Consider the following 26020-nt stretch of genomic DNA (forward strand, 5'->3'; position numbering starts at 1 on the left):
TAGCGTCCTGTTCGCCCCGCTCGGACGGATTGTCAGCGCGCGGAACCGCTTTCGATGAATTCACGGATGAAGCAGAGCGGGCAGATGGGGTCGAACGGGGCGGTGATCCGGGTCGGGGTGGGTAGTGCCACCGAAGGACCGTTCGGTGCGGCCGCAGCGAGTGCGGGCTGCATGGCGAGCGCGACAGCAAGCGAACCACCGACAATGACATTCAGCACGGGACGGTACAAGAGATCCTCCACGTTGATGCGATAAGCCGTGAGGGTAGCAAGGCCCGTCGCTGCGGTCATGCCCCCAAACCAGGCGGAGCGCAGCCGGTGCAGCTCTCGCTCCGAGGGAGCTGGAGATGTTGACGAACGAGCCAGAAGATGAGGATGACTGGGACACTTTCTGCGACAACAACTTTCGCACCGCGGTTCCATCACCCGCCCAGGAGCGTGGCGCGGGGGTTATCGAAGAGAGTGACTACGCTCCGCGGTGCGTCCGGGCCGTAGAAGATCTCCAGGTTCCGTGCCGAGTGGCCGGCGACCTCGCTACTGCGCGGGAATAGCCGCGCTTCGTAGGCGGCGAGCGCGACCTCGGTGTCGGGTTGCTCGACCAGCTTGCCTGCCAGGTCGGCACCGTCGTACATGGCGAGGTTCGCGCCCTCGCCGGCAAAGGGTGACATCAGATGCGCGGCGTCGCCGACGAGCGTCACGCCAGGCGTCCTGTCCCATTCGAGCCCGACGGGAAGGGCATAGATGGGTCGGAGTAACGGTTTCGTGTCGCTCGCTGTCACGAAAGCGGTGAGCAGCGGTGACCAGCCGTCGAACTCGTCGCAGACCTCACGGAGGCCGGCGGCAGGGTCGCCGAAGTCGATCGATCTCATCCACCCCTCGGGCTTGTTCAGCACCACGTAGCCGCGCACGAGCCCGTTGGCGTAGCGATGGACGGTGATGCCTTTGCCCGGCCCGGCCGCTATGAGAGTACCGCTGCCGATCGCGGCCACGCTGGCCCGATGGTTCGGATCGCCTGCGGCAAGGGCTATTTCGATGAAGCAGGTTCCGCTGTAGCGAGGCGTGACAGGGGTGAGCAGCGGACGCACCGTCGACCAGGCACCGTCCGCGCCGATGACAATGTCGGCGCGCGCGGCGGAACCGTTCGCGAACGTGAGGTCGCAACCACCTTCCGGACGGTGCCGGATCGAGGCAAGCTTGTGGCCCCACCTGATCGTCTCGGGCGACAGCGAGTCGATGAGCAGGCGCCTGAGCTCGCCACGATCCACCTCCGGACGGGCCGAATCGGGGTCTGCGGGTCGGTCGAAGAGGATCGTGCCGTGGCGGTCGACCACGCGTTTGGCGTCCTCGCCGGGGCGGACCAGAGTGCGGAAATCGTCGTACAGACCGGCTGCGCGAAGCGCGACCTGTCCGGTCTCTTCGTGGATGTCGAGCAGGCCGCCCTGCGCGCGGGTCGTCGCCGAAGTCTCGCTCTCGTAGATCGTCGTGGCGACACCGTGAGCCTGAAGCACCCGGGCTAGCGTCAGCCCGCCCAGTCCCGCTCCGACGATGGCGATGGTCTTCTGCATACTGCGCTCCTCAGTTGTGCGCCGGCACGCGCCGGTGCTGGTCAGCGCCGGGAGCGGACGGGATGCCCGATCTCGGCAAGGAGACGCTCATCGATCATGCATCGATGTATGCGCGATGTTCGGCGGCGGCTGGATCCGCGGAGCATCGTTTTTCGCGACCTTGGCACTCTATCGTGGCATCCGCCTCGCTGGCGACCGGGGACGCCTATGGCGTGAGGGCCTCGGCCGGGATCCAAAAGCCGTGGATGCCGCCGGGGACCCGGCGGGGCAATTGGACAGCGGCGACGGTGCTCAGCTCGTGAGCGTCGCGGACGAGGAGTTCGGAGGCGTCCGCGGGTCGCAGGCCCACGCCGCGTTCCACCACGCACTGCTGACGGGCTGCGCGAACCCGCGCACCCGACCAACCGAATCGGGGCGAATGAATGAAAGCGTCTGCGGCAGTGCCGAACTTGGGGAGCCGGACCCGCACATCGAGAACGTGGGCGGGGTTCGGCAGCTTCTGGTCGTGGCCGGCCTGGCGGCGAACGGCATGCGGCGGTCTACGGCGGCCGACTCCCGAATCGCGGACTACGCTCGCTCGCGTGACCGCCCTGAAACTGCGAGCATCCGACGCGAGCGGACAGACACTGGAGGATCCGACCGACACCCAGGTGCACGACCTTTTCGCGTGCCTGAACGCACGTTGGCCGTTCGCGATCGTGGACAGGCTCGATCGCGAACCGATGGGCCAGTTCTACTTCCAGATTCACCTCGATTACGTCGGCGACCAGAACCCGGACGCCGACGAAGAGGTCGACGTCGATTATGACGTCGAGTTCCGGGACGGTGGCCCGGACAAGCACTACCGAGCCAGGGTCGCCGGGGCGTATCGCGTCGACGGAATGGATCTCGCGTACCTCGTGTACACGGTGTATAGCGCGTGGCGGGCGGAGGACCCCCGACTGGAAGATCTGCTGTCGTGGGAACTGCTGAAATCCGACAGCTGAGCTGATGCGCTGGCGGGCCCCGCCAACCCGGCACTTCAGCCGGACTCGGGGGTCGAGGAACATCTGCCGATTCCGGAGGCGGTCGGTGCCGAATTGTGTTGTGGCACGCAGTGACACACGATCATGGTGTGCCGGTTCGAACGTGAGCTGCCGGGCAGGTCGAGTGCGCGACCAACCCGTAGCCCGCAGGGGTCTTAGTTAAAGTTGACTTCATGTCTAGGTCTGCTCAGGAGCCGGTGACCTTCTCGATCGGCGAGGTGGCCGCGCGGTTCGGCATGGCGGTGTCCGCGTTGCGGTGGTGGGAAAAGCAGGGGCTGCTGATGCCGAGTGCGCGCGCGTCGGGGCGGCGGCGGTACGACGCGGCGCTCGTCCGGCGGATCGCGCTGATCCGGCTGTTGCAGCAGACAGCGCTGATGAGTCTCGAGGAGATCCGAACGGTGCTGAGCGGCGAGGATGACTGGCGGCAGGTTGTCCGGGTGCGACTGGCCGCCTGCGCGGAGCAGCAGCTTCGGTTGCAGGCGGCCCAGGCCTACCTGTCCCACACGTTGACCTGCCGACGCGACGACCCGATCGACGGATGTCCTTACCTCGCTGCGGAGATCGACGGTTATCTGGAGTCTCTCGGCGACCGCGCACCGTCCGGGCGCGGCGTCGACCTCGGCGCTGCGCTGACCGAGCTTCCACCGGACAGGCAGAAGATGTAGTCAGCCGGATCGCCCCAAGGGCCGAGCACCGGTTATCAGGGCACGATCGGCGTCGTATCCATAGAGCCAATCGAACCGGCTGAGGGTGAATCTGCGCATGACCGCGTCGCGAGCGCGCTGCCGGATGCCGTCGGGCAGTTGGAACAGATCGCCGTTGCGGATGGATCGTTGCTGGACGGTGGCGGTACGGGCGTGCCGCGCTCGCTCGTAGCGACGCAGCGCGTCCGGCGCGTCCGCTGCGGTCACTCCTTCGAGGCTGCGGCCCAGCACCCAAGCGTCCTCGATCGCTTGGGCCGCGCCCTGGGCGAAGAAGGGCAACATGGGGTGCGCCGCGTCGCCGAGCAGGGTGATCCGCCCCAATCCGGTCTTCTCGAGCGGCCGCCGATCGAACAGCGGCAGCCGAAGAGTCGTCGTCGCGGCCGAGAGAATAGTGTGCAGAGCGGGATCCCAGCCTGCCGTCGCGGCGGCGAATTCTTCGACCGCGCCCGCACGAGTCCAGGACTCGGTGTCCGCTCCGTCGGCTGGCACTGCTGCCGCCAGGTTGAGCAGACGGCCCGCGGAAATCGGATAGCAGACAACATGTTTGCCCGGTCCGAGCCACATTCGCGTCGTGGGCGGCTCGGCCAGGTGCGCGACAGCCTCGGCGGGAACCAGAACGCGCCAGGCCGCCTTCCTGGAGAAACGCGGAGCGCCGGAATGCAGGAGCCTGCGAAGCTCGGAGCCGAGACCATCGGCGCCGATGACGATGTCGGCACGATGATCGGTACCGTCGGCGAACCGCAGATTCACCCCGTCGTCGTCCTGGTCTACGCCGACACAGCGGTGGCCAGGACGGATGACTCCGTCGGGTACGGCATCGATGAGCGCGCGGTGCAGATCGGCGCGGTGCAACGTGTAGTACGGGGCACCATAGATCTCGGCAAGCCGGCTACCGGCGTCGACTTCCTTGATGATCTTTCCCGTACTCCACCGGCGGATTTGCAGGCGGACCGGTTCGACCGCCACGGCGGCGAGGGCGTGGGACAACCCGAGGCGATGCAATAGACGGGTGGCGTTCGGCCCGATCTGGATTCCGGCTCCCAGCTCGCCGAGCTCACCGGACCGTTCGAAACACACCACCTCGTGCCCGGCCCGCCGCACCGCGAGCGCGGCGCTGACACCACCGATACCCCCGCCGACGATCGCCACTTTCAAGTGCGAAGTCACGACGGTCTACCTCTTTTCGACATGGTAGAGATCCATACCGCGACTTTGTCAGCTGAAGTCGACTTCAGGTCAAGGGCCGCTCTGCGCCGGTCGAACGACCGTACCGAGCAGGTCGGCGAGATCACCTCGCGAGGCGGACCTGCTCACTCCAGGTTGGAGAAGTGCACGTCGTGGGCGGTGGCGGTCACCTGGAGGCCGTCGGCGCTCGGTTGGATGGCCGTCAGCCGCGCACCGAGCGGCAGCCGCTGCAGCGGCACGGTGAAGGTGAGGGCTCGGCGCAGCATCGCCAGGGAAATCGTCGGTCCGCCGGCCGCGTGTTGCACCGAGACCGGAGTGACCTCGATGCCGTTGTCGGTCGGTGCGACCGTGACGATGACCGTCGCGGGCACCCGGATACCCTCCACCGAAAACGTGCCCGCGACGCGCAGGCCGTCGGGGCTGTAGGAGATCGACTCCACTCCCGAAGGCGCGAAACCCCGCACAGCCTCATAGGGCACAACGGCGGTGGCTGTTGCCGCGGCCGCGACAAGGTTCGACGTGCGTTTCTGCAGAAGATCGTTCAGCGGCGCGGACACGTCCGTCAGCTTGACATCGAGGTTGTGGACAGTGAGGCCCTGTCCGGTCCAGTCGCCGACCCGGATGTCGATGTTGCGATAGTTGCCGTCGACAGCCTGCGTCAGGAACGGAAATCCGCCGATGTCGACACTCGGTTGGTGCGCAAGGTGGTAATCGGCGGCGACCTTGCGGCCGATCTCGTTCTGCGCCATGACGACTGCGACCCGGTCGCCGACGACCAGCGCGATCGCCAGCACAACGATCAATATCAGAAATGCGCGCATGCGCTCACCCGCTCGGCCATCCCACCATCATGCTGTGATCGTGGCCGGGCTGCCGCCGACGCCCCCCATCACCGGCGGGTCGACCGCCGCGAACGCGATCTCCACCAGTACCCGGTCGTCGAGTTCGACGGCGGAGGCGCGAAGGTCCGCAGTGCCGCCGCAGACACCGTCGGCGACGGGGTGGAATGGCCGAATCGCCTGAGGCGTGGGCGAGTCGCCGTGTGGAAAGACGATCGGTCACTAGGCTGCTGTTTCGGCGTCCGCTAATCCACCGGCGTTCAGGGAGGTCGAGGACAATTACGGCGCGCCTGCGAAATTCACGTCTCGCGGCGTTTATTTTGTGCGTCGGAGCGGCGCTGACCGTCGCCACTCCCCCGGCCGCTGCCGCAACCAATCCTTGCCAGGCATTGAGTGACGGTCAGTCGCGATATCAGGCTGGGACAGCGCAGACCATCCTGTTCGCGATCGCCGCCGATTACGGCACCGCCGTGGTGGACGTTGTCGCTTGCGTCAAACGTGGCACCGCCTGGCAGCGGATTCTGGTCACCGCCGGGCATATCGGCCGCAATGGCTTTGCCGAACCCAACGCCAAACGCGAAGGCGACGGCAAGTCGCCCACTGGTTCCTACCCGCTGACCGAAGCGTTCGGCGTGGCGAATCCCGGCACCGAGCTGCCCTACCGCACCCTGCGCAACGACGGCGCCTGCTGGGGTTCCACCAGCGGCGACCACCGCTACAACACCTATTACTCGGGCACCTGCCTGCCCGCCGACGAGAACCTCTCCGAGCTCATGCACGCCGGCCCTTACGAACAGGTCGCAGTCATCGACTACAACCGGCCGCCGCACTCGCCGATCGTCCATGGCAACGGCTCGGCGATCTTCCTGCACGCCGGCTCGGGTCCCACCGCCGGATGCGTCGCTCTCGCGCGTCCGGACCTGGAAACCGTCATCAAGACTCTGCGCCCGCACGACCGAATCATCATGGGGCCCAAGCGGGTTCTCTTCCGCTAGCACGGACGCCGGAGTCCCGAACGATACTGAAGGCATCACCGCAGAGTCAGGTACCGATCGACGAGCTTCGCGAAATCATCCAGTGTGCGCAGACTTTCGTCTTCCGGGCGGGTCGGCAGCGAGATCGTGACGCGCTGCACCCCTGCCTCGGCATAGGCGTCGAGGATCGCGGGATCGGGTGCCACACCCACCACCGAGACAGGCAGATCATTACCGTTGAACGGAGCCAACTGCGCCGCAATCGCGGTGGGATCGGTCAGCGCGACGGGGATCCAACCGACACCGTGCCGCACCGCCCGTTTGGCTGCGGCCTCGCCACCACCGATGAAGATCGGCGGGTGCGGTTGCTGGACCGGTTTCGGCCAGGCGTACATCGGGTCGAAATCGATGAAACGGCCATGGTATTCGGCGAGATCCTTGGTCCAGATCTCACGCAGGGCCGCCAATTGCTCATCGAGCAGTGCGCCGCGGGTGCGCGGATCGGTACCGTGATCGGCCATCTCTTCCCGATTCCAGCCGACACCGACGCCGAATACGAAGCGGCCGTTGGAGATTCGGTCGAGTGTGGCGACCTCCTTGGCGGTGTGGATGAGATCGCGCTGGATCAGCAGGGTCACCCCGGAGCCGAGCAGCAACTTCTCGGTCACCGCCGCGACGGCACCGAGGGTGACGAACGGATCCAGCACGCGGTAGTACATCCGGGGCAGCTCGCCACCGCCCGGGTACGGAGATTCCCGGCTGGCGGGGATGTGCGAGTGCTCGGCCAAGAAGAGCGACTCGAACCCCCGCTCTTCCAGCGCCTGGCCGAGCTTCGGACCGCTAATCCCCTCGTCGGTGACGAAGGTGTTGATACCGATCTGCATGCGGCAGTTCAACCGTCACCCCACCGTCGAATATTCCGCGCCCACGCATCCGAGACCCTCGGCAACAGCGCGGCTCCACAATGTGGCCGATGGCCAATTGTCGCAGCCGTTCGCGAAGACGGTGAGCGTGCAGGTTCGGTCAGCGGTCCGAGATCTTCCGCTCCATCGCTGACCGGGCCATTCTCAGGCGGCAGAGCCGGATTCCGTTCGGCGAAACACAGGACTGTGCCAGGGGGTTGATGACAGTGCAGCCCGCTCCCCAGCGGCGAACCTTCGGACCCGAGCTTTCGGTCATCGACGGCATCGGCTCGACCTTGTCCGGGACGCGCCGGTTGACCGTGGTGCTCGCCGATGATCACGCAGTGGTCCGCGCCGGGTTGCGGTCGCTGCTCGGCTCCGTCGACTGGATCACCGTCGTCGCCGAGACCACCGCCGACGGTGCGTTGCGCGAAGCGGTGCTGAACCGCCCGGACGTACTGATCCTCGGCCAATGGCGACAACCCGAAAGTGCTGCTGTCATCGGCGAATTGGCGCGCTCCGCGCCGGACGTCGCGGTGCTCGTGTTCAGCGTCGCCGAGGACGACGAGTCGGTGTTCGCCGCCTTGCGCGCCGGTGCGGGCGGCTATCTGCGCAACGCCGCGGACCGCGACGACATCCTGCGCGCGATCTGCGCGGTCTCCGCCGGGTGGGTGGTGCTCAGTCCGCACATCGGGGCCAGGCTCGCCACCATGCTGGCCAACTCCGGTCAGCGCGTCCGGTCCTTCCCGGAGCTGACCACCAGGGAGTTCGACGTGCTGAGCCTGGTGGCGGCGGGATGGTCGAATGCCTCGATCGCGGCCGAACTCGAACTGGCGCCGAAGACGATCAGCAACTACCTCTCCCGCATCTTCACCAAACTGGGCGTGGCCGATCGGGCCAACGCGATCGTCCGCGCCAGGGACGCGGGACTCGGCCGCAAATCCTGAATCATCTAGCGCACCAATGCCTTACGAACTCACCTTCAGCGCCGCCGCAGAGCCGCACCGACTCGTCCACCACGGACCTGCTATGACTAGTTGTGCCGCAGCCGACGACCCGGAGTCGACAAGTGAGGTGACCATGACCGAGAACATCACGCGCCGAACCCTTCTCACGGCAGCGACGCTGCTGCCTTTGGCGGCCTGTGCGACCACACCCAACACTGCCGAGACCAGAACCACTACCGCACAAGCCCCGGAACCGGACCCCCGCTGCACCGAGCTGGAACAACAATTCGGTGCCCGCCTCGGCATCTATGCCCTGTCGACCGGAACGGGCCGCACGCTGACCCACCGCGCGGATGAACGTTTCGCCTTCTGCTCGACCTTCAAAGCCCTCGCCGCAGCCGCCGTGCTGCACCACAATCCGCTCACCCACCTCGACAAGCCCGTCACCGTCAGCAAGGCCGATATCCGCTCGATCTCACCGGTCACCGAACGACGCGTCGACACCGCGATGACCATCGGCGAACTGTGCGACGCCGCGGTCCGCTACAGCGACGGCACCGCGGGCAATCTGCTGCTCGACGACATCGGCGGGCCCGCCGGACTGACCGGCTACCTGCGCGGACTCGGCGACACCGTCAGCCGCATGGACCAATACGAACCGGAACTGAACCGAGACCCGCCCGGTGACGATCGGGACACCACCACACCGCGCGCCATCGCCGCCGATTACCAGCACCTGATCCTCGGCTCCGCGCTGCCGGAAGACAAACGCGCCATCCTGACCGATTGGCTCGTCCGAAACATGACCGGCGCCAAGCGAATCGCCGCCGCGGCCCCCGCCGGCTGGACCATCGCGGACAAAACGGGCACCGGCGACTACGGCCGAGCCAACGACATCGCCATCGTCTGGCCGACCACCCATCCGCCCCTCGTCCTCGCGATCATGTCCGACCGCTCGGGCGGCTACGACGCCGAACCCAGCAGCGAACTGATCGCCGAAGCCGCACGGCACGTATTCAGCACCCTGGTCTGACGCGGTCGACCGGACCTCAGTCAACCTCCGGCGTTTTTGCGCTGATTGGCATGGAAGCGCGCCTTCTTCTGGCGATTACCGCACGTGTTCATGTCACACCATTTGCGGGTTCGACTTCGGCTGGTGTCGAAGAAGGCGGCTCGGCAGGTCGGCGATGCGCACAACGCCAATTTTCCGTCTCGTTCGCCCGCGATGATGCTGATCGCGTCGGCGGCGATTACGCCTAGGGCATCGGCTACGCGGGAAGGCGAGCTGAGGCGCCACTGGCGCTCGCCTTCGGCCGTCAGGACGGCCGCGGCTCGACCCTGAATGCTGCAGTCATTGATGATCCGGACGGCAGCCGCAGGAAGAGTGTCTTGGTTGGCGGCCGCTGTCGCCGCGGCGTGAATCGCTTCCCGCAGTTCCCGAGCGAGTTCGAGCTGGGTGGTGGTGCAGGACCGCACGGCGAGGCCGTTCACCGCCAGCCAGTCGGCAAGTCGCTGGGGCGTGGGTATGCGCTCCACCGCGTCGCCACGACGCTCCGTCAGCGTCGCCGTGAAGCTGGTCGCCAGCACGCTACCGAGGCGGAAGTCGGGGAACCCAGCAGGCATGGAACCACCTTAGCCGGTTGCATCGGGCCACGGGGAGATGTTAGAACCGTCTTAGCCGGTTCACGGAAGGTGAGAGCCGGCTCCCCCGACGGCCAGGAGATCTCATGCCCCGTCCCACCAGCGACGTGCACGCATTCCAAGCCAACGCCACCGACGCCGACCTCGACGATCTGCGCGCGCGACTAGCCGCGGCACGGCTACCGGAAGCTGAGACGGTCTATCGCGCCGCACCCGACCCGCGCCGATGGGATCAGGGCGTTCCGCTCGCCAACCTCGTCGACGTCGTGCATTACTGGCGCACCGAGTACAACTGGCGGTCGTTCGAAGCGCGCCTCAACCGCATCGGCCAGTTCCGCACGACCATCGATGATCTGGGAATCCACTTTCTGCACCGCCGATCCGCACGCGCGGATGCCACTCCACTCCTCTTGACCCACGGCTGGCCGGACAGCATCGTTCGATTCATCGACGTAATAGCCGAGTTGGCAGATCCGAAAGACGCAGCCGCGCCGGCGTTTCACGTCGTGGTCCCGTCACTGCCGGGCTTCGGATACAGCGACAAGCCGACCACTACTGGGTGGGGAACCGAAAAGATCGCGGCCGCATGGGTGGAACTGATGGGAAGGCTCGGCTACCGCGAGTTCGCCGCCCATGGCGGCGACTGGGGCGGCAATATCACCACGGTGCTCGGCGGCCGGTTCCCGGCGCACGTTCTCGGCATCCACACAACATTCGCGGAGGCGCCGCCCGGATTGTCGATGGACGACCTGACCACGGTCGAACGCGGCTGGATCGAGGAAACCCGCGACTTCTGGCGCCACCGCGCGGCATACGCGAAACAACAGGCCACCCGACCGCAGACCATCGGCTACTCGCTCGTCGACTCACCGATCGGATTGCTCGCCTGGATCCTCGACAAGTTCGCCGAGTGGACGGATACCGAAGACAGCCCGTTCGAAACGATCTCCATAGACAGCGTGCTCGACGATGTCACCCTGTATTGGCTGACGCGGACCGGCGCGTCGGCGGCCCGGATCTACTACGAAAGCCACAATTCGCTGGACCCCGAACTCCGGGTCGACGTCCCGTCGGCACTCACCATGTATCCCCGCGACGTCGAGAAGTGCCCGCGCCCTTGGGCGCAGCAGCGATACCGACAGATCGTCCGATGGAGGACGCCCGAAACCGGCGGCCATTTCCCGTCATTGGAGGCACCCGAGTATTTCGTCAAGGACCTGCAAGAAGGTCTCGCGGCGGTGCTGGCCGCTGATCGGTAGTCAGCCCGGTCGAGCAGGACGTCAGCGTAGATGCGCGAAAGCCCGGCAGGTCAGGGGACTCGGGTGACCTCCGCACCCGTCGCCACCACCTCGAACTCGTCACCCCCGAGGTGTTTCACCTGCTCTCCCGAGGCCAACTCGTAGGTGATGATCGGCGGCGATCCCGGGACAGATACCGCGTGCTGATACTCATTGACCGGAAAGACTCGTCCCTCAGCGTCCCTGACCTGGAACTGCCCGACCAGCATTGCGCTCACTAGCCTGTCCCCAATCGCATTGTCCAACACCAGATTCAATGAAATCTGGGTCAGTACAGCATCTTACGCGTGTCCGCGTCCCCAGCGAAGCGTTGTACGGACATCGGCAGGGGCTCGCATTTTTCTTGCGCAATCGGGAATAGACTGACTGCCGGTAAGCGCAAGACGACTTGCATCGACCACAGGTAAGCAGATTGACGACACCGGAACGAATCTTGACGGCAGCGCGGACGCTGTTCGCCGCCCGCGGCTACCGAGCCACCCCGATGCAGGCCATCGCCGATGAGGTGGGCATAACAAAGGCTGCGCTCTACTACCACTTCGATTCCAAGGACGCGATTCTTCATCAGCTCACAGTGCCGCTGCTCGACGAATTGGAGGCGGTGCTGGCGGCGGCCGAGTCCGCCCCGAGCCCCGCAGAAGTGCGCTGGCGCGCGATCGAAGGCTACGTCGATGTGCACCTGGACCATCGGCACACCCTCACCATGCTGGTCCGGGACATGACCTTGCTGGTCCAGGCGCCTATCGCCGACCGTTTCCGCGCGGCTATCGCACTGGCCAACGAGCTGGTCGCCGGTCCGGGTAGCGGAATCGAGAAGCGGGTGCGCGCCGCCCAGGTGGTCGCCGGCCTGGCCGATCCGGTGGTGTTGTTCCGCGACGAACCGGCCGAGGTGCTGCGACGGTTGATACTCGACGGCGCGCGAGCGCTTTTGGGTGCGCCGGTCGAGCCCCGGCCGCGGGGGCGAGCCAGAGGACGCAACGGCGGGCGGCGCGCGAAGCTCTCCGCCGAGGAGGTCGGTCAGGCGCGCACCCTAGGGGCGGACGGCGTTCGAGTCGAGGAGATCGCCGCCCGGTTCGAGGTGTCGAGGGCAACCATGTACCGGATTCTCAAAAACTAAATGCCGTTCCGGAGACTCAGTGCAGGAACGCGGCCAGCAACGGAATGGTTTGCGCAGGGCAGTCCTCGTGGACGGTGTGCCCGCAGCCCGCGAGGGTGGTTGCCGTGGCATTCGGCATCCGGGCGGCCAGCGCGTCGGCCTGCGAAGCCGGCAGCCAACTGTCCTGTGCGCCCCAAATGACGAGCGTGGGTGCGGTGACATCGGCCAGGCCGGTGTCGGTGAGCCGGAAATCCAGGTTGCGCCACAGCGACAGGAACCCGGCGCGATTCGCGGGCCGGGAGAACGGCGCGTAGAGCTCGTCGATCACCTCCTCGGTGACAAGGTCCTGATTGTGGAAAGTGCCGCGGATGCTCTCGGCGTAGAAGGAACGGGTGGTGAGGTTCGTGGCCAGCTCCCCGAGCAGCGGTGTAGTGAACAACGGTGTGACAGGGGCCTTTTCGGCATCGAGCCCGGGTGAGTCGAGCAGTGCCAGCCGTTCGACCCGGTCGGGATGCTGCTGAGCGAAGTACAGACTCCACGCACCACCCCAGGAGTGGCCGACGATCGCCACCCGGTCCAAGCCCAGGGCGTCGAGGACGGTTTCGATGGCCTGCGACATCGCGGGCAGGGTGTATGCGAAGTCGTCGCGGTGCAGTTCGGTGAAACCCTGGCTGGGCAGATCCACGGCATAGACAGTGTGTTCGGCGGCCAGCGCCGGGATCACCTCACGCCATGAATAGCCCCACAGCCCGCCACCCGCGACAAGCAGCACGGGAGAGCCGGAACCGGTGCGGGTGTAGTGGAATCGGGCCAGATCGGTATCGACATACCGCGACTCCACGCGAGTCAGATACTCGGATCGGTAGTCCGAGGTCGGCGGCCCGCCCCAGGCGTGAGCGACGAGGACCGCGGTGCCCGCGGTGATGCCGAGCAACGCGGCCACCGAGAGAGCCAAACGCCGGAACACCATGCCAGATTTCATGAGGGAACCTTTCGACTAGCAGCTACCGAACAAGACGAGCCAGCAGTCGAGGTTGTGACGGGGTGTGGGGTAGCTCACCGCGTCGGCGTCTCATACCGCTGCCGTGCTCCGGCGATAGAAGTCGATCTGATCGGCGACCACACGGTCGCGCAAGCCCGGGTCGGTGTAGAAGCTGAAGTGGGTGCCCGGGTAGACGGACAGCTCGCCGCGTGGTGCGCGCTCGGCCAGCTCCCGGCTGGTCTCCAGCGGTGTCTCCCGATCGTGTTCGGCGGCACAAACCAACAGCGGACACGCCAGCCGTGCGGCAGCCTCTGCGGGTCGATAACGCATCATCCGCAACAGACCTCGTGGGGCTACGGTATTGCGCCACAGCGTGTTTCGGTCACCGGCCAATGCCTGGATATGCCGATCGGCCTCGGCGCTCGCGGCGACGGCCAACTCGCCTGGGTGGCCCACCATCGGGATGTAGTAGGGAGCCAAGCCGAGGACTCCGCGCAGCGCATCCCAGACGATAGCGGCCAGCAGTTTCACCGTGGCGCCGGTCGAGCGGCCCTCGACCTTCTTCGGGAATCCGTTGAACGGGATCTGTGCCACCACCGCCGCGATCCCGGAATCGGCTGCGGCCACGGTGATTACGTGCGCACCGCCGAGCGAGTTTCCCCACAGCAGCACCCTGCCGGGGTCGACACCGCGGTGTGCGCGCGCGAAGTCGACGGCGGCCGCGATATCGAGGAGTTGGCCGTCGATCTCGGGCAGCTGGCGCGGCTCGCCGTCACTGTCGCCGAAACCTCGGTAGTCGAACACCAGCGCGGCGAAACCCGCGGCGACGAAACGCTCGGCATGGTCGAAGAGGCGGTCCATCGTTCCGCTGTAGCCGTGGCAGAGCACGACGCACGGCGCGGCGGCCGACGCATCGGGCAGGTAGAGATAGCCCCGGCACAGCACCCCGGAAGAAACGAATGACACCTTGGTTCGCATGAGCACCATCCCTGCAATATTCGACCGACTTTCCGTCAGCACTCTAGCGAAGAGACTTACCCATGGTAAGTGATTTCGCAACCTCGAACGCGAATAAGCAGGCAATAGTGGAAGGTTCGATCATCTCGAAAACTAATGATTCTGAGATTTGTTTTTGATACAACCTTTCGCGCACTGCCCGACGCGCGGCCGAGCCGGGCAAACATTCTGCGGCACTACCGAAGTCGGGCAATCGTCCAGCTCGGCTACGCAGCGGTCGGGCAGTTTAACCGGCAGTCTTAGCGTGAACAGCGGAAACGTTTATCTTTACCGCCGCGGCGCGATAGTCTTTGCCCCTCTTGAAGTTCCGCGAGCAAATGCGTGGATCGACCCGCGCCCCGCGCGCATTGCGATGTACAGTTCAACTACTTTTCCCGAGTCCCGAAGCGCGGCTCGCTGCCTCTGGGTGCCGTCTCTGGAGTGATATATGCCGATGAGTAGCGATAAGTCCGATATGCGTTCGGCGCGAAAGCGTACTGATTACGGGCCGAACGCCGCCGCGCCCAGCCTCGGTGGCGGGTCGGGCAAGCCGCCGGATCTGATGGGCCAGTGGGTGAAGTCGGTGACGTCCGGCCGGGCGACCGCTCAGCGGCTGAGCGGAGAATTCCCGACGGTGTCCGCTGAGGTGATCGACGCCGCGGTCGCTCGGGCACGCGCCGAACTGCATCCGTTCCTGGCCGATTCGCTCACCGAAATGACCGAACTCCTTGCGCGCGAACGCATTCGGCGCATCGAACGGGCCACGACCAGCCGTCCCAGATGAGAAAGCCGCGCCCGAAATGGCGCGGCGAATTCGACGGGCGGGCTCGGCAGGGAAGAACAAGGTCCCCACGGCCGAGCCCGACTCGGCGATTCCGATGGACTTACATGCTCGCCTTCTTGTAGGCGTCCACCACCTCGGCCGAAATCCGCCCGCGGCTCGACACATCAATACCCTTCTGGCGTGCCCATTCACGGATGACACCCGTCTGCTCGCGGCCTGCCGTCGGCTGCGAACGGTTGCTCGTACCCCGCGGCGCACGTCCGACCTTGCGGGCCGTCGACGTCCACTCCGCGAACAGACCGCGCAGTTGCTTGGCGTTGACTGCCGACAGATCCATCTCGTACGCCACGCCGTCCAAGGTGAAGTGCACTGTTTCTTCGGCCTGGGACTTGCCGTCGTAGTCGTCGACCAGTGTCACAACGACCTTGCGTGCCATGGAGTTTCCCCTTCGTAGAATGCTGGAATGTGTAGAAGCGACAATCGTAGACCCACGCAACAACCCGTGGTCGCCGCGGTTCCGCGTCATCGCTGTACAGATCGGCACAACCGAACCCGATAGGAAAATATCTGTGGCTGACACCGCCGGCACCGACGCCGTTCGCAGGCATGATCCCGCCGTGCGCGGCTTCGCCAGCGACAACCATGCGGGGATTCACCCCGAAGTGCTCGCGGCGCTGACCCTGGCCAACGGCGGCCATCAAATCGCCTACGGCGGGGACGAGTACACCGCCCATCTCCAGGACATTTTCGCCGGGCACTTCGGCGAGCGAGCCACGTCCTACCCGGTATTCAACGGCTCCGGCGCCAACGTCGTTGCGCTGCAGGCGCTGCTGCCGCGCTGGGGCGCGGTGATCGCGGCGGAGTCCGCGCACATCAACGTCGACGAATGCGGCGCGCCGGAGAAGCTCGCCGGAATCAAGATTCACACCGTCGCCACCCCCGACGGAAAATTGACCCCTGAACTGGTCGACCGGCAGGCATACGGCTGGGGCGACGAGCATCGGGCCCAGCCGTCGGCCGTGTCGCTCACCCAGAGCACCGAGTCCGGCACCGTGTACACCGCCGACGAACTCCGCGCGATCTGCGAACACGCCCACGAGCGGGGCATGCTTGTCCATGTCGACGGCGCCAGGCTGGCCAACGCGGCCGCCTCGCTCGGTGTGCCGTTCCGCGCGATCACCACGGATGTCGGCGTCGATGTGTTGTCGTTCGGCGGCACCAAAAATGGCCTGCTGCTCGGCGAGTGCGTCGTGGTGCTCAATCCGGAAGCCGTCCGGGATATCCGTTATCTGCGCAAGATGTCGCTGCAATTGGCGTCGAAGATGCGTTTCGTCTCGGTGCAGTTCGAGGCGTTGCTCGGCGGCGATCTCTGGCTGCGCGGTGCCGCGCACGCCAATGCGATGGCCCGGCGCCTCGCGGCCGCGGTCGCCGGTATCGACGGTGTGCGGATCGTGCGCCCGGTACAAGCCAACGCCGTCTTCGCGATCCTGCCGCGCGAGGTGACCGAGCGACTGCAGAAGCGCTATCGCTTCTATGTGTGGGACGAACGCACCGGCGAGGTCCGGTGGATGTGCGCCTTCGACACCACCGCCGACGATGTCGACGATTTCGCCGAGGCGATCGCCGACGAGATGAGCCGGGTGTGAGCTAACCGCGCGCGTTCGCGGGGGTTGCGCGGCGCATGGAGCGGCCTGTTCGCCGCAGCAGCACCGTGTCCACCGCGAACGCGCCGGGACCGATCATGGCGATGAGGAAGAACGACCAGCAGAACAGCACAGCGGTCTCGCCGCCGTTCTGAATCGGCAGAATCGCATTCTCCTTCACGTGCACGAGCAGAAATGCGTAAGCCATCGCGCCGGAACAGAGCAGCGCGGCGATGCGGGTGCCGATACCGAGCGCCACCAGCCCACCCGCCCCGATCTCGATCACCGCCGCCCACCAGCTCGGCCAGCTGCCGACCGTCGCGACATGACCGCCGTGCGGCGCCACCGGCCAAGCGAACAGCTTCGAAAGCCCGTGCGCGACGAACGAGAGCCCCACCAGAATCCGAAACAAACCGAGCACAATCGCACCGCGACCACCTGGGCCGGACCCAGCATTCGCATCGGCAGCCAACAGATGCATGACACAACCTCGAATCCGAAACGCGGATGATCGCCAAGTGCCACCCGTATCTGTCACTACGATCCGCAGCGACGAACGGTTCAGCAACTGGGATCCGCCGCACTACTGTCCCCAGTTCGTTCGCGAACGATTGGTCGGACGATCAGGAGGAAATGGTGATGGCATCGTGCGAGAAGCCAACAGCCTCATTTCCTCGTGATCGCCTGTCCAGTTTGATATTTCAGGAAAGCCGCCGGCGCGGTCCAAGCCGGACCGCGCCGGCCGCCTTGTGTCAGCCTCGCGGTTGCGGGACGGCTCGGTATACGAGCACTGTATTTCCGTCCGCCAGCATGACTCCCATGATGCCCCGGGACTGTGCGGTGTCGGCGACGAAGCCGGAGAAGCCGCCGGGCAGCGGACCGCGGCGGATCGAGGAGTCGGAGTCCTCAGCCTCGAAGTCGAGATCGAGGGTGACGTAGATGGCGTTGCCCAGCAACGGATCCAGCAGTTGCGGCAGCGGGGTGTTGGCGAGGGCGGCGGTGTCGGATTGGTTGAGATCCACGCCCATGACGCCCAATTCCGGGTCATGGAACGGTTCGAGTGCCGCCGCGGGCCCGGCTGCGGCACCGACCCCGAACATGGCTAAGCCGAGTGTTGCGACAGCAGTACGAATACGCATCGTCAAGTACTCCAGTTATTCTCTGCGCCAACCGAAATGGTACTGGCCCCAGTCGCGTCACAGATCGACGCGACGGATAGAACATAGCAACGCACACAGTCGAATCGGGTTCCTACACAACACCTCCACAACAGCTACACATTCGTCGGCTTGCCGCCCACCCCAGCTTGCTCGAAGTGCAGCGGTCAACCACGCAGCACGAGCTGGGTGAAAGCGCTGAGGGCGTCATCGATGGGGTGCGGCTGGGGCTGCTGCGAGGCGCCGATTCGGTTCCAGCGCTGCATGTTTACCACGAGGGACATCTGGCGTTTGCCGTCGGCGCTGGTCATGGATAGCGCGCCGCCACCCCAGACCGAGCCGTCGTGACCCCAGTAGATGCCGTGGCCGGGCACCGTTGTCTTGTGCAGGCCGAGACCGTAGTCGATCGTCTTTCCCTCGAACGAGATGACCGGAACGCTACGTTGCATCTGCGCCAGCGACGCGGGGCTGACGATCTCACCGGCCAGCAGCAGGCCGAAAAAGCGGTTCAGGTCCGCGACGGTCGAGATCAGCGAGGCCGACGGACCAACCCAGGACATGTCGAAGACGCTGTAATCGACTGGCGGGTCGATCATTCCGAACCACGCCTCGTAGTGCAGTGAGTGCGGTCCGTTGATGTACGGTCCGTCAGGCAGCTCGGTGTCGCGCAGCCCGGCGCGCTCGATGACGTTGCGGGTGATGCACTTCTCCGCAGAGGTGCCGGTGATCAACTCCAGAAGTTGGCACAGGAGCAGGTAATTGGTGTTCGAGTACACGCCCGGCGTGCCACCGGGAGTTCCGGTAGCAGGTGCCGAGACTCCCATCTGGATCAAGTCGGTCGCGTGAAACTTGGTGAACCGGTGGTCATTCAGGCTCTTCGGTGTCGTTTTCGCCACGACGGGAAAGCCGGCCAGGGACGGGTAGGCGTACGGGAGGTATTCGGCGAGACCGCTGGTGTGGTTGATCAACATCCGGACCGTGATCGCCGCACCGCGTTCGCCGGGAACCCACTGCGGCAGGTAGTGACCGATCGGTGTATCGAGCGCTATCTCACCATTGTCGACCTGTTGCAACACAGCGGCGGCGGTGAATGCCTTGGTGACGCTGCCGACGCGGTGTCGCATGTCGGCCGTGATGGGGCGGCCGGTGGCGACATCGGCGACTCCGGCTGCGCCGCGCCAGATCTCGCCGTCGTCGCGCACCTCGGCGAAGAGTCCGGGCATGCCCGCGTGATACACGGCCGTCAAGGCGGTCTGGAGCTGCGCGGGGTCGAGGGGTCCGGTCACGATAGGTGTCCTCTCACTGTCGATAGGGTCGCCGCTTGCTCGCCGACGCACCCGAGGTGAGCACCCACTATCGACCGACAGGTCACGCTCGGTATTGGATAAAATTTCCCCAGGATTGATACCGCTGCTGGGCGATGGTGGGCAGATAGTGCGTCTTCAGCGCCCCCGGCGTGTGGTTGGAAAATGTCGAGATGTCTCGACACAGGTGGGCCTGATCGGTGTACCCGCAGTCCGCCGCGACATCGCCCGCAGGCCGCCCTGCCAGCAGACCGTCGACGGCGTGCCGGAACCGGACCAGCATCGCCGCCCGCTTGGGCGTCAGGCCGATCTGCGACTCGAACCGCGCCCACAGCCGCTTGTTGCTCCATCCGACCGATGAGGCGAGCGCACCGATCTTCACTTGGCCGCGGGCGGCGAGTATGCGATGCCAACCGGTGAGCACCTCGGCGTCAGGCGTCCGCGTCGGCCTATCGCACTGCGCCAGAAACGCTTTCGTCAACGCGAACCGCTCGTCCCACGCACGGGAAGAGGCGAGTTGCTCGCGTAGTAGCCGAGCCCGCGGTCCCCACAGGTCCGCGAGGTCGACGGCACCCCGGCCCAAATCGGTTGGGGCAACGCCCAACAGCGAGTACGCCTGGATGGGCGACAAACGAACCTCGATGCATTCCGCCCGCTCGCTACGAACGCGCATGGGCTCGATGGGCAGCCCGGCAACGAAACCGTCGAGCGAACGCCGCCCACCAGCGTCGTCGACGATCAGCTCGCGAGCCCCGAATCCGATCACCACCGTGACCGCCGCCGTCCCGGCAACCCGAAGATCCAACCCGTTGCCTGCCACGTCGCGATAGCCGATCATCGCGGCACCCCGCGGCACGGCCTCGGCGGGGCCGGCGAAGTCCCAGGCCGGCTCAGGTTCACGGCCGAAGTCCACAGCTTTCACCCATCCAGGCTACGGCTCTCTGCCCGCACCGGTTGCGGTCGACGCCCAGTCGATGATTCCGCCAGCAAATGAGTGGGAACCAGGCGCGATCCCCGATAGCTTGTGGCTCATGTTCGTTCGCGAGTACACACCCGACGACTGGCCGCAGGTCTGGCCCATCATCCGGGAAATCGTCAGGGCCGGCGAGACGTTTACCTACGACCCGGCGATGACCGAGGAGCAGGCGCGCGAGATCTGGACGGTCGGCCCGCCCGCGATCTGCGTCGTCGCCGTGACCGATGCGGGGGTGGTGGGTACCGCGAATGCGTATGCCAATCGGCCCGGCCCGGGTGCACACGTCTCGACCGCCAGCTTCATGGTCGCCGCCGAGGCCCGTGGCAAGGGTGCCGGAACGGCCTTGGTCCGGTTCGTGCTGGAGTGGGCGAAGGAGCGCGGGTTCGCAGGCATGCAGTTCAACGCCGTAGCGGAGTCCAACCACCGGGCGGTTGATCTTTACCAGCGGCTGGGGTTCGAGATCGTCGGCACCGTGCCAGGAGCGTTCCGCCATCCGACCCTCGGCCGGGTCGGTCTGCACGTCATGTACTGCGAGTTCTGAGTGAACGATTGCCGCGCATCCGCCCGCCGAGTGCACATCAGAAGACGAAGCCGCGCAACACCAGAAACCGCATACCGCCGACCGCCGCCATGACCACGACAACCGCGCCCGACTGTGCGACCTCGCCGAGGCCGGGAGCCCAGAACTCGATGCCCGCCAGCGCCGCGGTGCTGAGCAACAGGCCGATCAGCGCCAGCCCGCCGCCTTCCCACTGCGCGGTGAACCAGCCGACCCGGCCGGTCGCGTGGAAGGTCAGTCGCCGATGCAGTTCGTTGGCGATCACCGTGCTGACCATCGAGCCTGCGACATTGGCCACCAGCGGGCCGCACCCGTTCATCGCCAGGAACAGCAAGACGTACGCGATGTTGCTGACGCCGCCGACCAGCGCGAAGCGGATCAACTGAGCGACGACATGATCACCGCGCAGCACGCGGGAGACTCGGTCGAGCCATTCCACGCGCGGTATCGAGTAGGAACCCGAGCCGATGCCATCGAGGATCGCCGTGTTCCCGTATGCATTCCGAAACCCAGAAGCCGCAATAGCTGTGCTGTTCACTCGACTACCGTGGCCGGCCCGGCTGACACTGACCTGACGTCGAACTGACATACCGACTGACACGGCATAAGGCCTGGTCGAGCCAGCCAAGTGCTACCGCCATCACGCCCGGGCAGTTCGGCTACGGCCGCGCCGTCATATCCTCGAAGACGCCGACCGGGTCCGTACTTCCAGGTTTCGGCTACTGGGCGGGGTTGGTCCGAAGTGCCCGCTCGAACAGCTGCGGGTCGTGCGCGTTGACGAGCAGGACATCCGGCTCGGCGGTGGACCAGAGTTGGCTCAGGTGTTGATGGTTGGCCTGGACCTTGGGCCAGTCGAAAGCCATCATTCGTTCCATCGCGGTCAGGGCTTTGGGTGCGGAGTTGGTGTCGTCGAGTTGGCCGCGGTGGTAGAAGGCGTCTCCGGCGTGCAGCACCCAGCGATCGCCTGCGTCGACGGCGATCGCGGCGTGGCCGCGGGTGTGGCCGGGGAGGCTGATCAGTACGATGCCGTCGGTTATGTCGGTGAGTTCCTTGGCTGCGGCGAATCCGCGCCACGATTCGCTTGCCGCGGGGTCGTGTTCGACGAGCCGGGGTCCGTGGGCGCGGTGTGGGGCCAGGTAGCGCTGTTTTTCGATCAGTGTCGCGGGGTGTTGAACCGCGAGTGCCTCGGTGCGTGTCAGATGCACTTGCGCCCAAGGGAAGTCGGCCAGTCCGCCGACGTGGTCGGCGTCGAAGTGCGTGATGACGATGTGGCGGACGTCGTGCGGGTCGAACCCCATGCGCTGGATCTGGTTGATCGCGGCCTCATTCGGGTCGAATCTCGGACGGACGAAGAAGCGGCCGGGACCGAAGCGTTGGCCCGGGGCTCGAGCGTCGTGCACACCGAGGCCTGAATCCACCAGGACGAGACCGCGTTCGGTTTCGATCAGCAGGACGTGGCAGACGAGTCCGCCGGGGGTGGCGATAGGCCGCATGGTGCCGCAGTTGAGGTGATGGACCTTCATGACGATCGGTCCGACAAGTCGGCGCGTGATGTGTTGATCAGCAACGAGTTCGGATTGCTCGACATCGCCAGCAACCCGCGCAGCGCGCGCACGACCAGCGGCCACTTGCGTGGGTCACGCAGGTTCACTCCGCCGATGAGCTGTTTGAGCATCGACAGCGCGTCGAAGTAGATGCGCTCGACGATCAGGTTCTCGTTCTCGTCGAAGACGAAGTAGGCCGTCATCCTGGTGCGGTGCGTGGCGCCGGTGGGCGGGATGCCGCCCAGCGGGCCCGAATGTGTTCCGAGCAACCAGAATTCGACTATCACCGCGTCGGCGCTGTGCCGCAGCGCGATGATCTCGTGGTCCTGATCGGGGAAGGCGACGCGGGTGTCGTGGTAGTAGCCGCGCACCGCCGCGTCGCCGTCGTGCACGGTGAGCGTGGGAATGATTTCGTAGTGCGGGTGCGGGAAGGTGGCCAGCACGTCGTCCCACTGCTGACGCACCTCGTCGTGGAAGTGATCGAGGACAAGCTTTTCGCGGGCGCGCAGCACCTCGCGAGGCGGGATGGCGAAACGGTCGGTCATGGCGAGAGGTAGATTAAACCCACAGTGTGGAAATAATCAAGAGGTGGTGAGCAATGACCGACGTGACCCCGACTCGCGCAGACCCGCCGCGCCGAGGGCGGCCGCCGAAAGCTCAGGCGCAGTTGTCGCGCGCCGCGATTCGAGACGCAGCACTCCAGGTCATCGACGACGAGGGCAGCGGCGGGCTGACCATGCGCTCGGTCAGTCGCGTGCTCGGCGTGGACGCCAAGAGCCTCTACCACCACGTCGCAGGCAAGGACGATCTGCTCGACGCGGTCGCCGAGCACGTACTGGAGCAACTCCGGATTCCCGCACCGACGGGCTCGATCGAAGCGGACCTGCGGGCCCTGGCGCACGAATTTCGCCGCGTCACCCTCGCCCACCCCGAGGCCGCGACCCTCGTCCTGACCCGCCAACTCTCCTCATCGGGCGGACTCGCACCGGTCGAAGCGCTGCTCACGGTATTGCACAGCGCCGGAGCCACTCCCGAGGACGCCGTCCACCTGCTGCGCACACTGCTGGCCACGCTGATCGGCACCTTACTGCGCGAGGTGTCCGCCGGACCCCTCTTCGGCACCAGCGACCCTGACGAAATCGCCCGACGCCGACACACCCTCGAAAACTCCGGGCTGCCCCAGGTCGCCTCCGCCGCACCACATCTGGCGCGCTACGATCGCGATCGAGAGTTCGACTACACGCTCGACCTCATCATCGACCTCGTCAACGCCCGGCTCGGTCCCCGGAAGTAGACCCGAATACCCCAGCCTCCACATTCGAACCGTGGCCGCACAGCCAGCGCCGGAACCTCGTTGAATCAGCCAGGGAGGTGCTCGCAGCCTTCGCGAGTGCAGTAGAGACTACTGACCGGATTTTCCTGACCGTTGGCGAACAGCGAGACATCGACACGATGAACGCCACCCTCGGCCTTGACGAAGAAGCGATAGGCGATGGGCTCGGTGCGGCCGGGTTTCGCGGTGGTGCAGCCGCCGCCCGCACCGAGTTCGCCCGCACTGCCCGAGTAGCAGATCTTTCCGACGTTGCCGGCTGCCTTGAACCAGCCCGAGGCGTACGCGGAATAGCCTGAGCCCCAGCGCCTCTGATGCCACTACAATATTCGTGAACCCCACCGATGCATCCCCGGTCAGCAAGTGGGGAAGCAGTATCACGCAGTTTCGCCGGCAACGACCTTCACGGTCGAGTACTTCCGCCGAAGCTCCTTGAGCGGCTGATACTCCGGCGAGTCCCAGAACTCCTGAAGTGCGGCTCGGGACGCGAACTGGTGGATGACCAAGGTCGAAGGGCGCCAGTCTCCTTCGAGCACCAGGGCGTTGTCGTCGAGCAGGAGGTTGCGGCCACCGGCCTTGTCGATGAGGGGCGTCACCCCGTCGATGTACTGCCGGAAACCTTCCGGGTCGGCAATGTCGAGATCGATGACGACGTAAGCGGTCACGATGTGTTCAGCGATGTCATCGCGACGATGCGAGCCGGGCAGGCGAAATTCACCCGGACCCGGCGAAACGGTCCGTGGGGCAACCGATTCGGCCCCTACCCGGGTGCCGGATTCCACCTCGTCCTGCGCGGCAGTTGCTGGCTGCTGCCGGTGGACGGCACACCGATCCAGCTCGCCGCAGGCGATGTCGTGTTCCTGCCGCACGGCAGCCTGCACGGCGTCAGCGACCGCCCCGGCCGAGCGGCGGCAACGCTGCCGCTCGGCCCGCAGCCTGGTCCCGGTCTACTCGACGACTTCACCGAAGCCGCCGCCCCCGGTGACACGCTGCTGCTGTGCGGCGCCTACCGGCTCGACCGCGGCCAGGCGCATCCGTTCCTGCGCGCACTGCCGGAGATCGTCCATCTCCCGGCCAGGCCCGGCCGCCACCCGGCGCTGCGCAACGCCGTCGACCTGCTCGCCGCCGAATTGACCGAGCCCCGCCCCGGTTCCGACGCCACCCTGCCCGCTCTGCTCGACCTGCTCCTGGTCTACCTGTTACGCGCCTGGCTGGACGAGGAGGCCGCGCACCGCCCCGACTCCGGCTGGTTGGCGGCGCTCACCGACCCTACGGTGGCCTCGGCACTGAACCACCTGCACCGAGATCCCGCGCGCCCATGGACCGTCCAGGAACTCAGCACAACGATCGGGATGTCGAGAACCGTTTTCGCACAACGGTTCACCGCACTCGTCGGCCAGTCACCGATGGCCTACCTGACTTGGTGGCGACTGAATATCGCGGCTCGCCTGCTGCGCGACGGCGACGCGCCATTGGCCACGATCGCCCAACAGGTCGGCTATACCTCGGAATTCGCCTTCTCGAATGCCTTCAAGCGCCACTTCGGGGTAGCCCCTGGCCGTTTCCGGCGAGCGCAACGCGCTCCTGTCGACCCACCCACACCCGAGGCCGCCCGCGCACCCGTGCGCGCGACTATCGGCGACTGAAGCGTTCCACCAGCCGAGCGTAGCTATCGTGCCCGTGACCCGCCTCCAGTGCCTCGGCGACGAGGTTTCTGGTGTAGGTCGGCAGATCGAGGTCGATTCCGCGCGTTCGACTTTCGGCGATCAGATCCTCCAGCGAGGGCAGATGATGCTGGAGTGCGCCGTACGGTGTGGCGAACTCCGCGCGATCGATTTCGTCGGCGAGCATCGGGAACAGTGATGGCAGCGCCGACAGCGACGGCTCCGCAAGCTTGCCGAAGTCGCCGATCCGCAGACCTGCGTTGCCGAGAAGCGCTGCGGCGTGCAGGAATCCGTTCAGCAGACCCCACATGATGTCGTGGACGGCCATCCCGTACAGCACGGCGACACCCGGGTCGGCCGAGACATGGGTGGCGCGACCGCCGAGGGCCCGGAGCAACGCATCGTATCGGTCGAACACGGGCCGAGGACCGCCGTAGAACACCACCGCATCCGGTGAGCCGACGGCAGGAGCAATGGTCATGATCTGGCCGTGCAGGTAGTCCGCGCCGAACTCGGTCGCCAATTGCCCGGTGGCCCTGGACTCTTCGGACGTGCCGTCGGTCAGATCGACCACAGCTCGCCCCGCCAAGGCCGCGCCTGCCGCACGCAACAGCTCGGCCGCCACCGCGCCACCCTTGACATTGACGATCACTACCTCCGCCGCGCCGACGGCCACCTCCGGCGTCGCCGCCCATCGCGCCCCCTCGGCCACCAGCGGATGAGCTTTGCTCTCCGACCGGTTCCACACGGTGACCGAATGACCGGCCGCCAGCAAAGCGGCGGCCAGCGCCGACCCCATCTCACCCAACCCTAGAACCGCGACCGACACCGCTTCTACGTTCTCATGTTCACTCACGAAACATGACGCTAGAAGCTCAACCCATCTTCAGGTCAAGCGCAGGAATC

General features: G+C 65.9%; 32 protein-coding genes. 12 read left to right on the plus strand and 20 right to left on the minus strand.

The features are described from left to right. Window positions 1-32: 32 nt before the first annotated feature. From ACIHA7_RS37345 to ACIHA7_RS37355, 3 genes are all read right to left on the minus strand, one after another. Window positions 33-290 (minus strand): hypothetical protein, encoded by a 258-nt coding sequence (locus ACIHA7_RS37345; protein WP_397296414.1) that lies wholly within the window; start codon window positions 288-290, stop codon window positions 33-35. Between the two features lie 131 nt (window positions 291-421). After that, a complete protein-coding gene (locus ACIHA7_RS37350) occupies window positions 422-1564 on the minus strand; it encodes an FAD-dependent oxidoreductase (protein ID WP_397296416.1) in 1143 nt (380 codons plus the stop codon). Window positions 1565-1769: 205 nt separating this feature from the next. After that, the gene (locus ACIHA7_RS37355; protein ID WP_397296418.1) at window positions 1770-1913 is read right to left on the minus strand and encodes a carotenoid oxygenase family protein; all 144 of its coding nucleotides are present in this window, start codon (window positions 1911-1913) and stop codon (window positions 1770-1772) included. 232 nt (window positions 1914-2145) lie between these two features. On the opposite strand from ACIHA7_RS37355, the gene ACIHA7_RS37360 reads away from it, so the two are divergent. Both ACIHA7_RS37360 and ACIHA7_RS37365 read left to right on the plus strand, forming a co-directional pair. Continuing rightward, complete coding sequence (locus ACIHA7_RS37360; protein WP_397296420.1) at window positions 2146-2550, plus strand: hypothetical protein; 405 nt, start codon at window positions 2146-2148, stop codon at window positions 2548-2550. A 212-nt stretch (window positions 2551-2762) separates the two neighbouring features. Then, window positions 2763-3254, plus strand: a complete 492-nt coding sequence (locus tag ACIHA7_RS37365; protein WP_397296422.1) for a MerR family transcriptional regulator — start codon at window positions 2763-2765, stop codon at window positions 3252-3254. On the opposite strand, the gene ACIHA7_RS37370 is transcribed toward ACIHA7_RS37365, so the two are convergent. After that, a complete protein-coding gene (locus tag ACIHA7_RS37370) occupies window positions 3255-4460 on the minus strand; it encodes an FAD-dependent monooxygenase (protein ID WP_397296423.1) in 1206 nt (401 codons plus the stop codon). It lies immediately after the preceding gene. Between the two features lie 143 nt (window positions 4461-4603). Then, window positions 4604-5299, minus strand: coding sequence for a DUF2993 domain-containing protein (locus ACIHA7_RS37375; RefSeq protein ID WP_397296424.1), 696 nt, complete (start codon window positions 5297-5299; stop codon window positions 4604-4606). A gap of 221 nt (window positions 5300-5520) precedes the next feature. Here ACIHA7_RS37375 and ACIHA7_RS37380 point away from each other — a divergent pair, with 221 nt between their 5' ends. Continuing rightward, window positions 5521-6312, plus strand: a complete 792-nt coding sequence (locus tag ACIHA7_RS37380; protein ID WP_397296426.1) for a L,D-transpeptidase family protein — start codon at window positions 5521-5523, stop codon at window positions 6310-6312. A gap of 35 nt (window positions 6313-6347) precedes the next feature. Here the strand turns inward: ACIHA7_RS37380 and ACIHA7_RS37385 are convergent, their stop codons facing one another. Further along, window positions 6348-7175, minus strand: coding sequence for an LLM class F420-dependent oxidoreductase (locus ACIHA7_RS37385; protein ID WP_397296428.1), 828 nt, complete (start codon window positions 7173-7175; stop codon window positions 6348-6350). Between the two features lie 239 nt (window positions 7176-7414). On the opposite strand from ACIHA7_RS37385, the gene ACIHA7_RS37390 reads away from it, so the two are divergent. Continuing rightward, window positions 7415-8140, plus strand: a complete 726-nt coding sequence (locus tag ACIHA7_RS37390; RefSeq protein WP_397296430.1) for a LuxR C-terminal-related transcriptional regulator — start codon at window positions 7415-7417, stop codon at window positions 8138-8140. 133 nt (window positions 8141-8273) lie between these two features. Then, window positions 8274-9173, plus strand: coding sequence for a class A beta-lactamase (gene bla, locus ACIHA7_RS37395; protein ID WP_397296432.1), 900 nt, complete (start codon window positions 8274-8276; stop codon window positions 9171-9173). A 20-nt stretch (window positions 9174-9193) separates the two neighbouring features. Here bla and ACIHA7_RS37400 read toward each other — a convergent pair whose 3' ends face one another. Next, the gene (locus ACIHA7_RS37400) at window positions 9194-9763 is read right to left on the minus strand and encodes a CGNR zinc finger domain-containing protein (protein ID WP_397296434.1); all 570 of its coding nucleotides are present in this window, start codon (window positions 9761-9763) and stop codon (window positions 9194-9196) included. A 104-nt stretch (window positions 9764-9867) separates the two neighbouring features. Here ACIHA7_RS37400 and ACIHA7_RS37405 point away from each other — a divergent pair, with 104 nt between their 5' ends. Further along, window positions 9868-11040 carry an epoxide hydrolase family protein gene (locus ACIHA7_RS37405; protein ID WP_397296436.1) on the plus strand — a complete coding sequence of 391 codons (1173 nt, stop codon included), beginning with the start codon at window positions 9868-9870 and terminating at the stop codon, window positions 11038-11040. 50 nt (window positions 11041-11090) lie between these two features. On the opposite strand, the gene ACIHA7_RS37410 is transcribed toward ACIHA7_RS37405, so the two are convergent. Beyond that, entirely contained in the window at window positions 11091-11288 is a 198-nt protein-coding gene (locus ACIHA7_RS37410) for a hypothetical protein (protein ID WP_397296691.1), read from the minus strand. 224 nt (window positions 11289-11512) lie between these two features. On the opposite strand from ACIHA7_RS37410, the gene ACIHA7_RS37415 reads away from it, so the two are divergent. Next, entirely contained in the window at window positions 11513-12196 is a 684-nt protein-coding gene (locus ACIHA7_RS37415; RefSeq protein WP_397296438.1) for a TetR family transcriptional regulator, read from the plus strand. A 16-nt stretch (window positions 12197-12212) separates the two neighbouring features. Here ACIHA7_RS37415 and ACIHA7_RS37420 read toward each other — a convergent pair whose 3' ends face one another. Both ACIHA7_RS37420 and ACIHA7_RS37425 read right to left on the minus strand, forming a co-directional pair. Continuing rightward, window positions 12213-13157 (minus strand): alpha/beta fold hydrolase, encoded by a 945-nt coding sequence (locus tag ACIHA7_RS37420; protein WP_397296439.1) that lies wholly within the window; start codon window positions 13155-13157, stop codon window positions 12213-12215. A 90-nt stretch (window positions 13158-13247) separates the two neighbouring features. Then, entirely contained in the window at window positions 13248-14135 is an 888-nt protein-coding gene (locus ACIHA7_RS37425; RefSeq protein WP_397296440.1) for an alpha/beta hydrolase, read from the minus strand. Window positions 14136-14607: 472 nt separating this feature from the next. Here ACIHA7_RS37425 and ACIHA7_RS37430 point away from each other — a divergent pair, with 472 nt between their 5' ends. Continuing rightward, the gene (locus tag ACIHA7_RS37430) at window positions 14608-14937 is read left to right on the plus strand and encodes a hypothetical protein (protein ID WP_397296442.1); all 330 of its coding nucleotides are present in this window, start codon (window positions 14608-14610) and stop codon (window positions 14935-14937) included. 100 nt (window positions 14938-15037) lie between these two features. Here the strand turns inward: ACIHA7_RS37430 and ACIHA7_RS37435 are convergent, their stop codons facing one another. Next, the gene (locus ACIHA7_RS37435; protein WP_397296444.1) at window positions 15038-15373 is read right to left on the minus strand and encodes an Lsr2 family protein; all 336 of its coding nucleotides are present in this window, start codon (window positions 15371-15373) and stop codon (window positions 15038-15040) included. 133 nt (window positions 15374-15506) lie between these two features. Between ACIHA7_RS37435 and ACIHA7_RS37440 the strand changes: the two genes are divergently transcribed. Continuing rightward, complete coding sequence (locus ACIHA7_RS37440) at window positions 15507-16583, plus strand: threonine aldolase family protein (RefSeq protein WP_397296446.1); 1077 nt, start codon at window positions 15507-15509, stop codon at window positions 16581-16583. A gap of 1 nt (window position 16584) precedes the next feature. Here ACIHA7_RS37440 and ACIHA7_RS37445 read toward each other — a convergent pair whose 3' ends face one another. From ACIHA7_RS37445 to ACIHA7_RS37460, 4 genes are all read right to left on the minus strand, one after another. Further along, window positions 16585-17061 (minus strand): DoxX family protein, encoded by a 477-nt coding sequence (locus ACIHA7_RS37445; protein WP_397296448.1) that lies wholly within the window; start codon window positions 17059-17061, stop codon window positions 16585-16587. 271 nt (window positions 17062-17332) lie between these two features. Then, a complete protein-coding gene (locus ACIHA7_RS37450) occupies window positions 17333-17680 on the minus strand; it encodes a hypothetical protein (protein WP_397296449.1) in 348 nt (115 codons plus the stop codon). 224 nt (window positions 17681-17904) lie between these two features. Further along, entirely contained in the window at window positions 17905-19023 is a 1119-nt protein-coding gene (locus ACIHA7_RS37455; protein ID WP_397296451.1) for a serine hydrolase domain-containing protein, read from the minus strand. An 82-nt stretch (window positions 19024-19105) separates the two neighbouring features. Beyond that, a complete protein-coding gene (locus ACIHA7_RS37460) occupies window positions 19106-19963 on the minus strand; it encodes a helix-turn-helix domain-containing protein (RefSeq protein WP_397296453.1) in 858 nt (285 codons plus the stop codon). A gap of 109 nt (window positions 19964-20072) precedes the next feature. Here ACIHA7_RS37460 and ACIHA7_RS37465 point away from each other — a divergent pair, with 109 nt between their 5' ends. Next, window positions 20073-20558: a GNAT family N-acetyltransferase gene (locus tag ACIHA7_RS37465; protein ID WP_397296455.1), complete on the plus strand. Its 486-nt coding sequence runs from the start codon at window positions 20073-20075 to the stop codon at window positions 20556-20558. A 37-nt stretch (window positions 20559-20595) separates the two neighbouring features. Here ACIHA7_RS37465 and ACIHA7_RS37470 read toward each other — a convergent pair whose 3' ends face one another. From ACIHA7_RS37470 to ACIHA7_RS37480, 3 genes are all read right to left on the minus strand, one after another. After that, the gene (locus tag ACIHA7_RS37470; protein ID WP_397296457.1) at window positions 20596-21015 is read right to left on the minus strand and encodes a GtrA family protein; all 420 of its coding nucleotides are present in this window, start codon (window positions 21013-21015) and stop codon (window positions 20596-20598) included. A 280-nt stretch (window positions 21016-21295) separates the two neighbouring features. Further along, window positions 21296-22099, minus strand: a complete 804-nt coding sequence (locus tag ACIHA7_RS37475; RefSeq protein ID WP_397296459.1) for an MBL fold metallo-hydrolase — start codon at window positions 22097-22099, stop codon at window positions 21296-21298. Then, a complete protein-coding gene (locus ACIHA7_RS37480; protein ID WP_397296461.1) occupies window positions 22096-22665 on the minus strand; it encodes an ester cyclase in 570 nt (189 codons plus the stop codon). Before ACIHA7_RS37480 ends, ACIHA7_RS37475 begins: the two co-directional genes overlap by 4 nt. A gap of 53 nt (window positions 22666-22718) precedes the next feature. On the opposite strand from ACIHA7_RS37480, the gene ACIHA7_RS37485 reads away from it, so the two are divergent. Further along, window positions 22719-23414, plus strand: coding sequence for a TetR/AcrR family transcriptional regulator C-terminal domain-containing protein (locus ACIHA7_RS37485; RefSeq protein WP_397296463.1), 696 nt, complete (start codon window positions 22719-22721; stop codon window positions 23412-23414). Between the two features lie 413 nt (window positions 23415-23827). Here ACIHA7_RS37485 and ACIHA7_RS37490 read toward each other — a convergent pair whose 3' ends face one another. Beyond that, window positions 23828-24115: a DUF1330 domain-containing protein gene (locus ACIHA7_RS37490; RefSeq protein WP_397296465.1), complete on the minus strand. Its 288-nt coding sequence runs from the start codon at window positions 24113-24115 to the stop codon at window positions 23828-23830. Window positions 24116-24118: 3 nt separating this feature from the next. Between ACIHA7_RS37490 and ACIHA7_RS37495 the strand changes: the two genes are divergently transcribed. Next, the gene (locus tag ACIHA7_RS37495; protein WP_397296467.1) at window positions 24119-25096 is read left to right on the plus strand and encodes an AraC family transcriptional regulator; all 978 of its coding nucleotides are present in this window, start codon (window positions 24119-24121) and stop codon (window positions 25094-25096) included. On the opposite strand, the gene ACIHA7_RS37500 is transcribed toward ACIHA7_RS37495, so the two are convergent. Then, window positions 25083-25970, minus strand: a complete 888-nt coding sequence (locus ACIHA7_RS37500; protein ID WP_397296469.1) for an NAD(P)-dependent oxidoreductase — start codon at window positions 25968-25970, stop codon at window positions 25083-25085. The two genes, ACIHA7_RS37495 and ACIHA7_RS37500, sit on opposite strands and share 14 nt — an antisense overlap. Window positions 25971-26020: the final 50 nt, after the last annotated feature.

It is taken from the genome of Nocardia sp. NPDC052316 (assembly GCF_044547795.1).
Classification (GTDB): domain Bacteria; phylum Actinomycetota; class Actinomycetes; order Mycobacteriales; family Mycobacteriaceae; genus Nocardia.